Annotated in this window: 8 protein-coding genes and 1 pseudogene; 2 read left to right on the top strand and 7 right to left on the bottom strand. The window is 52.4% G+C overall.

Annotation, left to right across the window (positions count from 1 at the left end):
• Positions 1 to 150: 150 nt before the first annotated feature.
• Together POG22_RS02565 and POG22_RS02560 are read right to left on the bottom strand one after the other, a co-directional pair.
• Positions 151 to 252, bottom strand: a pseudogene (locus POG22_RS02565) (macro domain-containing protein); the annotation flags it as partial.
• Between the two features lie 172 nt (positions 253 to 424).
• Positions 425 to 1,984 carry a DEAD/DEAH box helicase gene (locus POG22_RS02560; protein ID WP_017660977.1) on the bottom strand — a complete coding sequence of 520 codons (1,560 nt, stop codon included), beginning with the start codon at positions 1,982 to 1,984 and terminating at the stop codon, positions 425 to 427.
• A 944-nt stretch (positions 1,985 to 2,928) separates the two neighbouring features.
• Here POG22_RS02560 and POG22_RS02555 point away from each other — a divergent pair.
• Entirely contained in the window at positions 2,929 to 4,152 is a 1,224-nt protein-coding gene (locus POG22_RS02555; protein WP_498903453.1) for an HhoA/HhoB/HtrA family serine endopeptidase, read from the top strand.
• Positions 4,153 to 4,187: 35 nt separating this feature from the next.
• Here the strand turns inward: POG22_RS02555 and POG22_RS02550 are convergent, their stop codons facing one another.
• The 5 genes from POG22_RS02550 to POG22_RS02530 form a co-directional block, all read right to left on the bottom strand.
• Complete coding sequence (locus POG22_RS02550; RefSeq protein WP_017660981.1) at positions 4,188 to 4,535, bottom strand: DUF760 domain-containing protein; 348 nt, start codon at positions 4,533 to 4,535, stop codon at positions 4,188 to 4,190.
• A gap of 207 nt (positions 4,536 to 4,742) precedes the next feature.
• Positions 4,743 to 5,216, bottom strand: coding sequence for an SMC-Scp complex subunit ScpB (scpB, locus tag POG22_RS02545; protein ID WP_063717801.1), 474 nt, complete (start codon positions 5,214 to 5,216; stop codon positions 4,743 to 4,745).
• 452 nt (positions 5,217 to 5,668) lie between these two features.
• On the bottom strand, positions 5,669 to 8,083 hold the full coding sequence (locus tag POG22_RS02540) for an ATP-dependent Clp protease ATP-binding subunit (RefSeq protein ID WP_082901683.1): 2,415 nt from the start codon (positions 8,081 to 8,083) through the stop codon (positions 5,669 to 5,671).
• Positions 8,084 to 8,268: 185 nt separating this feature from the next.
• On the bottom strand, positions 8,269 to 9,165 hold the full coding sequence (locus POG22_RS02535) for a LysM peptidoglycan-binding domain-containing M23 family metallopeptidase (protein ID WP_498903450.1): 897 nt from the start codon (positions 9,163 to 9,165) through the stop codon (positions 8,269 to 8,271).
• 263 nt (positions 9,166 to 9,428) lie between these two features.
• A complete protein-coding gene (locus POG22_RS02530; protein ID WP_498903455.1) occupies positions 9,429 to 10,757 on the bottom strand; it encodes a glutamate-5-semialdehyde dehydrogenase in 1,329 nt (442 codons plus the stop codon).
• A gap of 351 nt (positions 10,758 to 11,108) precedes the next feature.
• On the opposite strand from POG22_RS02530, the gene POG22_RS02525 reads away from it, so the two are divergent.
• The gene (locus POG22_RS02525) at positions 11,109 to 11,495 is read left to right on the top strand and encodes a hypothetical protein (RefSeq protein ID WP_498903448.1); all 387 of its coding nucleotides are present in this window, start codon (positions 11,109 to 11,111) and stop codon (positions 11,493 to 11,495) included.
• Positions 11,496 to 11,590 lie beyond the last annotated feature (95 nt).

Here is an 11,590-nt window from a genome sequence, read left to right as displayed (position 1 = left end):
AAGCAAATCGGAATGCGAGTCAAAATATCGGGAGCGCAATGGAAAGTAGAGAATGTTTCTAAGATTCTTTCTTTACGCTGTGCTTACTTAAATGGCACTCTGTTTTAGCAATATTTTTGCAAAACTGAGATGCACCCGACGACACTAGTTAACTAGTTCCGGGCCGGCCGCTCTATGGATCGCACCGTCTACACCACCGCCCCCTAACAAGCTAGTATTAGCCGCATTCACGATCGCATCGACCTTTATAATTGAGTAATATCATCTAAAACAACTTCCATCGCTCGATTTCTGCTTCTAAACTTCTTTCTCTAGACCCTGTAGTTCGATCCTATCTGACGGCTCTCAACGAGATTTGAGGGGAACGACTCGAACCCTCACTGAATCGGGGAAGTAACCGCACCCAAACAATTTTGAGATCGACTCACGATCGCGTCGTCCTTTCCCGATCGCGCTTCCGGTGAAACTGCTTCGCCCAATCGTTAGCCCAGTCTTCATCCATCCCTAAGAGTAAAGCACACTCGCGCAGCTCGGAAACCTCGATGTCGGGACATTTCGTCACCATCTGATTCGTCAGCCATCGCAGCGTGATATTGCGTCGGACTCGCCGTTGAAACCCGACCAATCGATAGAGTTCGGCTAACACTTCGATGCGACAGTCGAGGGGAATTTCCCAAATTTCGGCAGTTGCATCCTTTTCGAGAGTACGTGGCGGCCGAGTTTCGCCGCTATGCGTCACTTCTAACTCGATGGCTTCGCCGCAGTGAGGACAGGTGTAGCGACAGATTAAAACGTACTCCCCCAGTTGGGGATGCCATTGATAGCGGTGAGGTTGGCGATCGCCGGGACGAGGTTTGAAGACGTGGCGACAGTGAGAACATAACACGTTAGCACGGCCGGGCGATAAGCTAATGGCATCGAGACTCCAGTTGTGGATGCGATCGGGAGTGCCGTGAACGATCCAGTTTTCAGTATGGTCGAGGAGGATGGCGTGGTCTTTACCAGGATGGGGACGCAAACCTCGACCGATAATTTGTAGCCACAGAGTCAGAGAACTCGTCGGACGCACGCATTGAACGGCTTCGATGCTGGGGAGGTCGAACCCTTCGGCGAACAAGCCGCAATTACTGAGAACGAGGGTTTCTCCCCGTGCAAACCGTTCTAAAACCGCTTTGCGATCGCCGTCTTTAGTGTTTCCGTCTAAGTGTTCGGCGGGAATTCCGGCCTGGCGGTAGGCGTCGGCGATGGCTTGGCTGTGTTCGACGTTAACGGCGAAGACGACGGTTTTTTTGCGATCGGCAAATTCTTGCCAAGCGGCGATTAAATCCCCCATCACCAGAGAATTAGTGACGGCTTTCGCCAGTTGTTTGGTGTTGTAATCCCCGGCGGTTTTTTGAATTCCAGTGGTATCGACAGTTTTGGGGGCTGCAAACAGCTTGAACGAACAGAGGTAGCCGCGATCGATCAGTTCGCGCACCGACGGACCTAAAATTAAGCTGTCGTAGAGGTCTTTGAAGCCCCGGCCGTCAATGCGGGCGGGCGTGGCCGTGACACCTAAAATGTAAGCGTTGGGAAACTGTTCGAGGAGTTCGGAATAGGTGGCAGCGGTGGAATGGTGAGCTTCGTCAACGACGACGAGGGCAGCAGGGGGCAGTTTGCGGTTAATCAGAGACGCGATGCTGGCGACTTGAACCCGGTGCGATCGCTGTTCGGGATATCCAGCCTTGATGAGTCCGACGGGTTCGTCTGTGACCCGTTCGAGCTTGTCTTTGGCTTGGAGGAGGAGTTCTTCACGGTGGGCTAAAACGAGAACGGGCTGTTTGCGATCGGTGAATTGCTGGGCAATACTGGAAAAGACCACGGTTTTTCCGGCTCCCGTGGGAAGTTGTAGTAAGACACGGCGCGATCGCCCGGTCGTCCATTCTTTGAAAACCTGTTGAACGAGAATTGATTGGTAGTCTCGCAGGGAATATCGCAAAGACATCTCGCGTTAATATCGTGAAGGTGAGAGTTGGAATTGAGGTTCGAGGTGAACCTTAGATCGATCGTATTATAAAATATTTAAAATAATACAAAACGATAGTATTTAAATTTTATCTATCTTATTTTTTAATTTTAAATACACCAATGCAGTGTTTCGTTTTAAATTTAAAATATAATTTTTTTGAATTTTTTGATATAATTTTATGATATTAAATTGCAAAAAATCACGATCGCTTAACGTTTTATCATAAATCAAAAAACATAAATTTGATGTTATTTTATGTTTGCTGTATTTTATTTTATTTTATTTTATTTCGATTGTGAATAAAAGATCGCGATCGAATCATCATGTTTTTATGTTTTTTTATTTTGAAACTCACTTTTATTTTTAGTATTTCTCGATCTTATTCGAGCAATTTAGCAGAATCGTTTGAGTTGTGAACACCCTCTGTAGTTGGGATCGCCGTGCTACAGCACTTTCAGATTACAGGATTTCACCAATCGGCTGAGTTGGCTATTCATTATTTAATATCTAATTATTTTGTTGCTGATTATACTGAAAAAATATATAACAGTCCCCAATGGTTTGTCAAAAATTAAAATGCCAGAAAAAATTTGATTCCCCATTCCCCGTTCCCCATTCCCCATTCCCCGTTCCCCGTTCCCCATTCCCAACTTTGCTACACAACTGATTTAGGGTTGCTATAGTAAATTTTCGAGAAAGAAAGAGGAATGGGTATCGTGAATTCATCAAAACCAAACAAGCTGCTTTTACGATTGCCAAACCCCGAGCGAAAATGCCACAATGAAATCGACCTGTCATTTCGTCCGCCGAGCGCACTTCGGGCGTCAAGCATTGAGGTACGCAGTTCGATCGCGTCGATCTCGATTATCGTCGGTTTGTATCGGACGACTGGCTTGGAGTCCTTTTCAATTTAACTCGTTATGAGCGTCTCTTGGAAACAACTGACGGTATACGCCGCCCTTCTGGCCGTGGGAGGAGCAGCAGGTGGAGCAGTCAGCCGCTATCTCGACGCGCGATCGCCCGATCGGAGCGAAACGACAGCCACACCAGTTATGCTCAGTCCCCCCATTATCGAACGTGGAAGCCTCGAGACCGAGTCCGCCGACGGCGAAACGAGTCCCAACTTCATCGCTCGAGCTGTCGAACGGGTGGGATCGGCAGTGGTTCGGATCGACGCAGCTCGAACCGTATCCCCCGACACCTCCGATCCGCTCGATCCCTTCTTTCGCCGCTTTTTCGGCCAGGATTTCCCCGAACCCTCCGAACGCGTCGAACGGGGAACGGGATCGGGATTTATCCTCTCGAGCAACGGACGTATCGTCACCAACGCTCACGTAGTCGAAGGGGCGAACGTGGTGGACGTGACGCTGCGGGACGGTCGCACGTTTGAAGGAAAAGTGTTAGGAACGGACGCGCTGACCGACATCGCCGCGATTCAAATCGAAGCGCAAAACTTACCCACGGCACCGCTGGGATCGTCGGCGAACCTCGTGGCAGGTCAGTGGGCGATCGCCATCGGAAACCCTCTCGGCTTAGATAATACGGTAACGGTGGGTATTATCAGCGCGACGGGGCGATCGAGCGCTCAAGTGGGAATTAGCGACAAACGGGTGCGCTTCATTCAAACCGACGCCGCGATCAACCCCGGAAATTCTGGCGGTCCGCTCCTCAACGATCGCGGCGATGTTATTGGAATTAACACGGCAATTCGTGCTAACGCCCAAGGGTTGGGGTTTGCAATTCCCATCGAAACCGCCCAACGGGTAGCCGCCCAACTGTTCGACCTCGGCCGAGCCGAACACCCGTTTTTAGGCATTCAAATGGTCGATCTCAATCCCGATCTCAAACGCGAACTCGAACGCACTCGCGATCTCGAGTTTTCCATCGATCGCCTCGATCTCGATCGCGGTGTCCTGATTATGCGCGTGTTGAACGGCTCTCCTGCCTCGGCGGGAGGCTTGCAAGCTGGAGACACGATCGTTCGCATCAACGGCTTTGAAATCGACTCGGCGGCCGAGGTGCAAGAGCGCGTCGAAGCGAGTCAGGTGGGGGAAGCTCTCGAAGTGGAAGTATTGCGGGACGGCGAACTCGAACTCGTCCGCGTTCGTCCCGAACCCTATCCGTCTGACGCTTTCACGCCTTAAAAAGATCGCTTGGGAGGAGCGATCTCGAGCAACGTCTAGGGTGTCGTGTCGTCTGAGTGGCGATCGAGACCGCTTCCTTGCGACAGTTGGCGATCGAGTTCCATCCGCTGTTCCATTTGGCGCAAAAAGTAACCCGTCATCATCGCCGAGGCGAGCATTCCCGCCATATTATCGCGATCGGTCGAAATTTGAACGTTGAACCCTTCAGCCGGGAGAACGCCGACTAGCCCTTGAACGTTGCGGGAGATAATGTCTTTAATTTCCGGGCTGACTGACTTCGCCACGCGAGCGAGAATGTCAGGCGATTGGTCTTGAAGATACGTTAGCAGTTGGTTGCCAGCATCCTCATCGAGCTGAGAAAAAATTTCGGGGTCGAAAACCATGAGCGTGTGATAATCCGTCAGTGGGCTTCAAAATTGGCCTGAACTAGATCTAGTGTAACGTCAGTTTGGAAGAGCAGGGGAGCAGGGGAGCTTCTTCAGGGAAGAGTGAAGAGGGAAGAGTGGGGAGTTCTCCTCATCTCATCATCCCGTCACCTCCTCACTGGTGACTGGTGACTGGCGACTGGCGACTGAAATACTGCTCGCTGTTCACTGTAAAAGCGGTAAACTTTCAATTTGGAAATATTGATGAAATTTGGGTGTAACTCGTAGCTCGTAAGAGCGAGCGTCGGGGGATTTGCGGCGTCGTACTAAGCCGAGTTCCATCAGCTCCTTGACGTGCTGGTAAGCTCCCGAACCGCGCCAATCCACTAACTCCGACTGCAAAATTGGCTGTTTTAAGGCGATCGCCGCTAGGGTGCGTTGCGCTCCGACTCCCATTTCCGGGGGAACTAAATCGAGCATGACTTCGCGGAAAGCTTCGCGTAGCTGCAAGCTGTAGCCGTTTTCCGTTTCGACGATTTCCAACGCACTGTCGCGACGGGCGTAATCGTCCATCAATTCCAGTAAGGCGTCTTCAATCTCAGCGCGATCGCATTTCGTATACTCCGTCAACTGCGAAACTGAGAGTGCCTTTCCCTTCAAATATAAAATTGCTTCGATCGTTGTCGCTAAACGTTTCATTGACAATTGATAATCGTTTTTCAAAACCTTTTTCTTATTTTTTGAAAAAAAGCAACTTTAAAATAAGAAAAGGTTGCAAATTGAATGACTTAAATTCAATTCCATAGAAAACAATTTCATTTTGACGCGGTTGGCTTTCGGTTTGCTCGACCTAACCTACACTCAAAAAGAAACTGTACACTATTTATAGCAAGTTTAAAGAAAAATGGTATTCAAGCCAATCGTGCAAATATAGCAACCCTAAATCAGTTGTAGCAACTACACAGAAGTGAAACTCACAACTGAAGGTCGGACGATCTCTCCAGATCCCCAGCATTTTGGAGATGCCGGGGATCTCACACAGCCATTGACCGATAGGGGATTTTGCCACGAATCATTGAACACTGCTGAAGTTAACGGCTCAAGCAGGTATTTCTCCCTTGCTCCCTTGCTCCCCCTCTCCCTTGCTAACTCTACTGCTCTACCGTTGTTTGGCTCGATCGCTCTCGGCGACGCAAGGACAGCCCCTCAAAGGTTAACTCACCCTCGCGAGCGTCAACGTAGATTAAAGAGCCGGGGAGAAACTGGCCTTTGAGAATCGAGCAACCGAGGGGACGAACCAACAGCCGTTCGATCGTCCGTTCCATTTCTCGCGCCCCTAATTTTTGGTTGTATCCTTGTGCCATCAACACGTCGTAAGCCGAGTCAGTCAGTTTCAACCGCAGATTTTGAGCGTGGAGCCGCTGGCGAACGTTGTCGAGGACTTTATCGGCAATTTGACGCACTACCGTCGGCGATAAAGGCGAGAAATAGACGATTTGACCGATACGGTTGAGAAGTTCCGGACGTAAGGACTGGCTGATGGTCTTCAAAATTCCGTTGCGGTAGTGTTTAGAATTGGGAAGGTGGAGACTCTCCGACTCCAAGCCAAAGCCGAGGGACGACTCAGAACTGACGTTCGCCCCTAAATTCGAGGTCATCACAATAATGGTTTCTCGAAACGAAACGTGATTTCCATGACTGTCTGTCAACCGCCCTTCATCGAGAATTTGTAAAAACAAGTCCAAAACCTGGGGATGGGCTTTTTCGATTTCGTCGAACAAGACGACACTGTAGGGATGGGTTCGCACGGCTCCGGTGAGCTGTCCTTCGCCTTCGTGGCCGATATACCCCGGAGGCGCACCGATGAGGCGAGAGACGGAGTTCGGTTCCATGTACTCCGACATATCGATGCGGACGAGTTTTTGGGGATCGTCGAACAGGAATTCTGCGAGGGCTTGAGCCAGTTGGGTTTTTCCCGTTCCCGTTTGTCCGACAAACATAAACACGCCGACAGGTTTTTGGGGGGGTTTCAACCCGGCGCGAGCGGTGCGGATGGCGTCTGCGACGGCGGTTACGGCTTCGTCTTGTCCGATGACGCGCTGTTGCAGATAGCTTTCTAAGCGTAGCAGGCGCGATCGCTCGTCTTCGGTGATTTGTTCGACGGGAAGGCGACAGCGTTTGGCGATGACGCGGGCGATGTCAGCTTTCGTCACCCGACGGGGACGCGATCGCAATCTTGCCCCCGATCGTAACCGCACTTCCGCACAGGCGCGATCGATCGCATCGATGGCTTTGTCGGGAAATCGCGCGTCGCTAACGTAGCGTCCGGTCAGTTCCACCGCCACGCTCAGAGCGCTATCGTCGATTTTGAGGTCGTGATGGCGCTCGAACTGAAATCGCAGACCCTGTAAAATCGCGTGGGTTTCTTCTAGGGTGGGTTCTTGTACCCAAACGACCTGAAACCGGCGATCGAGAGCGCCGTCTTTTTCGATGGTTTGGCGGTATTCCCGCACGGTCGTCGCCCCGATACAGTGGATTTCGCCTCGCGCCAATGCGGGTTTGAGGATGTTCGCCGCATCGCTGGCTCCGGTTCCTCCCGCTCCTAACACCGTATGGATTTCGTCGATAAAGACGATCGTGTCGTCACTCGCACTAGCTTCATTGACGAGGGCTTGAATCCGCTCTTCAAATTCACCGCGATATTTCGATCCCGCCAACAGCGACGCCATCGACACTTCGACGACTCGTTTGTCGGCGAGGACGGGGGGCGCTTGGGAACTGGCGAGCCACTGGGTCAGTCCTTCGACAATACAGGTTTTGCCCACCCCCGGTTCTCCCACGAGGATAGCGTTGCGCTTGCGTTTCTGCATCAAAATGCTGGCGAGGGTGCGAATTTCGGCCTGTCGTCCGACCACTGGGTCGAGTTGGCGTTTTCGCGCCAGTTCGGTGAGATCCCGTCCGAAGCAATCCAACAGAGGTGTGGCGCGTTTGTTGCTGTCTGAATACAAGGAATCTCCATCTAACATGAGATGGGGATCGGGGGGAAGGGGATCGAAATCCCAATCGTCACTGGGAACGGGCGAATCGACGCCGTAAATGCCCAGTTCGGCTAAGAGGTTTTCCCAAGGGGCGTTGGGTAACTCGAACAGGGCTTGTAGGAGGTGATAGGGGCGAACGGTGGGTTCGTCGATCGACTGGAGGGTCGAGATTTCTTCAGCCCGACTGAAGACTTCACGGGCGGCGCGATCGCGGTGCATGATTCCTTGGTGAACGCGCACGGGCGTCGGACGGGCAACTTGCGATCGCAACTGACGGCGAAACTGGGTTCGATCGAGTCCCCAACTGTCGAACCACTGTTGTAGAACTTGAATGTCGCTTTTAAATTCTCGCTTTTGGAGGGGATTGTTGCGAATCTGCCGAGGACAAAAACGTTCGAGATCGAGATCGCACAGCTTGCATAACCCGAGCAATAAATGGGCTGGGGATATTTCGCTAGCATGACCGGATTTCGCTTCGATCGCGGCAATATTCCAAGCGAGTACGGTACTGGGCGCGTAAACTGCCATCCGACAAAACCAATTGAGTTCGGGAACGGTCTATCTAGATTATGCACGAGGAAACGGTACGATTGAAGACAGTCAGCAGTGAAGACAGGCAACAGGCAACAGGCAACAGGCAACAGGCAACAGTTAATCGTTTCTCCCCCTCTCCCTTTCTCCCCCTCTCCCTTGCTCCCCCTCTCCCCCTCTCCTCACCTCGTCTCGTAATACGCCAGGGGATTTTCTGCCACCCAGCCGAGATCGGAGTTGCTGCGAACCTCGAAATGGAGGTGGGGTTGGGGACTGTCGGGAGTTCCGGTGATGCCGACGGTTCCGATGCGATCGCCCGCTTCGACGGTTTGACCCTGACGCACGTTAATCCTCTCGAGATGGGCGTAGCGGGTTTGGCGTCCCTGACGGTGGTTGATGACGACGAAGTTGCCGTAAGGGTTTCGGGTTCCGGCAAAGGCGACGGTTCCCCCTTCGACGGTTCGCACGGGCGTCCCCACGGCGGCGGGTAAGTCGAGGCCGCTGTGAAACACCACGGAGGAACTGCGGGGCGTCAACACCCAGCCGTACCCGACGATCGCCTCGACGGGGTTGGGAAGGGGATACACGGCAAAAGCACTCGCCCGTTTTTCGGCAATGGGCGTTTCGACTTCTTCAGATAAAGGCGACCAATTGACACCCGGTACGAACGCGGTGTTTGACGGCGGCTGACAGCCGTTGACTTCAAACAGGGTATCTGCTCGAACGTTGTATTCTTCGGCTAAGTCTTGCCACGTCGTCCCGGCGGGAACGGTAATGCGAATGCCGTTGAGGGGGGGAACGAGAATGTCTCGTCCGACGGGGAGGCGATCGCCCCGTAGGATGGGATTCATCCCCAACAATGTCGCTGGAATCAGATCGTACTGTTCGGCAATACTGTCGAGCGTTTCGCCCGGTGCGATGGTATGTCGCCGCATTTGAGACAAAACAGAGGGCGGACAGGTATTGCGGGGTGTGCCGATACGAGGAAACCCCAAATCGGACTCGGATTGCGCGATCGCGCGACCCCCCATCAACAGGGCGATCGCAACAGATACAACGGAAACACGGCGAAAATTCACGAGTTTTTTCACTTCAAAACACGAGAACAGTAGGGTGTGTGACGCGGCTGACCAATGTGGGCGAAGTCAGGTTCATGGACTGTTACCGCGTCACGCACCGCACCCAACCGGAAGATGAGGAGACGATGAGATGGGGAGATAGTGGTGTACATTGGCGGTGCGTGACGATTTATCGGTCTAAGGATTTACACCCCATTTTTCAAGTCACGCACCCTACGACTCCCCCTCTTCCCCTCTCCCTTTCTCCCCCTCTCCCCCTCTTGCTATAAATCCCGGTGCGTAAACGGTTTGGCATCCCGTCCGGAGTACGTGGCCGCCACGTGACCGTCTCCAACGGCTTGATATTTATAGGTCACAAGCCCATCTAAGCCCACGGGACCGCGCGGGGGGAGTTTTTGGGTACTGATGCCCACTTCTGCGCCGAATCCGTAGCGGAAACCGTCGGAAAAGCGGGTCGAGCAGTTGTGGAACACCCCGGCGGCATCCACTTGGCTGAGGAAGAGGTTCGCGGCGGTGTCGTTTTCGGTGACGATCGCGTCGGTATGGCGAGAACCGTAGGTGTTGATGTGGTCGATCGCGGTTTCGAGGGAATCCACGACGCGCACGGACAACACGAGATCGTTATATTCGGTGCGCCAATCTTCCTCAGTGGCTTCTGTCATGTCTGCGATTTGACGCGCCGCCGCATCCCCGCGCAGTTCGACACCGCGATCGCGCAACGCCCGAACTGCTTGGGGTAAGAAGGTTTCGGCAATGTCGCGGTGAACCAAGAGGGTTTCTGCGGCATTGCAGGCGGCGGGATACTGGACTTTGGCATCGACGGCGATCGCGATCGCTTTCTCTACCTCAGCCGCTGTGTCCACGTAGACGTGACAGATACCGTCGGCGTGACCTAGTACTGGAATCCGGGTGTTTTCCTGCACGAACCGGACAAAGGCGTTAGAACCGCGCGGAATAATCAAATCCACGAATTCGTCGAGTTTGAGGAGTTCGGCAATTTCTTCCCGCGTCGTCAGCAGTTGAATCGCCTCCGTCGCCAATCCCACGTTTTCCAATCCGCGATGGATGGCGGCGACGATCGCCTGACACGATCGCACGGCTTCTTTTCCCCCTTTGAGGATGGCACCGTTACCGGATTTAATCGCCAAACTGGAAATCTGAATCACCGCATCGGGACGTGCTTCAAAGATGACGCCGAGAACGCCGAGGGGACAGGTGATGCGTTTGAGAACGAGTCCCGTGTCGAGTTCTCGGTGGAGTTGCACCGCACCGACGGGATCGGGGAGGTTTCCGACGCCGCGCACTCCCGCGATCGCGCCGCGCAGTTTAGTTTCGTCGAGTTTGAGGCGATCGTAGAGGGGTTTGGGGATTCCGTCGGCTTTGGCGGCTTCGCAGTCGGCGGCGTTCGCGGCCAAGATTTCGTCTGAGGCGGCGTCGAGGGCGTCGGCGATCGATGCGATCGCGGCGTTTTTGTCGGTGGTGGACAGGGTTCCGAGATGTCGCGCCGCTTGGCGGGTTTGGCGGGCGCTGTCGGCGAGGGATTCTGATGCGATAGCAGAAACGGTCATCGTGTTCGATCGATGGGGCTGAATCGTTGGATTACTCTTTCTTCAGTGTACCGTCTGAGGGAGTAGGGCGATGATGGGGTGGGATGACGATCGGGTGAGGCGATCGAGGATTTGTGAAACCTGCCGATTCTAAATCGATAATTAGGATTCTTGATGCAGGAAGGAAATCTCTTGCGATCGCTCAACTTTGAGGGATAATTAAAATGAGGGTAATTGTCGATCGAGAAGCCTCGCGCCGAATAGATATTTAGATTGACAATCGTTATCTTAGCTTTAACGCAATTTTACACCCGATCTCAAATTTTAAATTTTAACTTTCCACACAGACTATCTAATTTAAAACAATGATTAGTCCCCAAGAAATGGAAGATCTCCTTGAGTGAGATGTACAACGCCTTTACCCCCATGCCATTACAACCGGGAGATCCGGCTTACGTGGACTGTCGGGAAGTGCGGGGAGATGAGGATGTTGTGGAGGACTTGGGGCGCACGGTGCGGCGATCGAGGGATTTGACTTACCAGTTGTATTCTGGATACCGAGGTTCAGGAAAAACAACGGAGTTGTTGCGGTTAAAGGAAAACTTAGAAAACCGCAATCATGTGGTGGTTTATTTTGCTGCTGACGAAGAAGATATTAGCGTTCAAGATGCCCAATATACAGATATTTTACTGGCTTGTACTCGTCATTTACTGCGAGAACTCAAAGACAAGGCAAAGGGTGCATCTCACTTTCGTAAAAACACAAAAATCATGGTAAAATAATATGAGTAGATATATCTAAAAAATTTCAAAATGAACTTAAACTCCGAAGATCGAGAAAAGCTACAAGAACATCTCAAAGCGGTGGCTGACATCTT

Origin of the sequence: Geitlerinema sp. CS-897, assembly GCF_028368005.1 — a bacterium.
GTDB classification, from domain to species: domain Bacteria; phylum Cyanobacteriota; class Cyanobacteriia; order Cyanobacteriales; family Geitlerinemataceae; genus Baaleninema; species Baaleninema simplex.
The sequence above is the reverse complement of the archived record's forward strand: the minus strand, read 5'-3'. Positions and strand labels throughout refer to the sequence as shown.

Coding starts and splice junctions, on each gene's coding strand:
- POG22_RS02560 (WP_017660977.1), bottom strand. CDS start 1,984: ATGTCTTTGCGATATTCCCTGCGAGACTACCAATCAATTCTCGTTCAA.
- POG22_RS02555 (WP_498903453.1), top strand. CDS start 2,929: ATGAGCGTCTCTTGGAAACAACTGACGGTATACGCCGCCCTTCTGGCC.
- POG22_RS02550 (WP_017660981.1), bottom strand. CDS start 4,535: ATGGTTTTCGACCCCGAAATTTTTTCTCAGCTCGATGAGGATGCTGGC.
- scpB (WP_063717801.1), bottom strand. CDS start 5,216: ATGAAACGTTTAGCGACAACGATCGAAGCAATTTTATATTTGAAGGGA.
- POG22_RS02540 (WP_082901683.1), bottom strand. CDS start 8,083: ATGGCAGTTTACGCGCCCAGTACCGTACTCGCTTGGAATATTGCCGCG.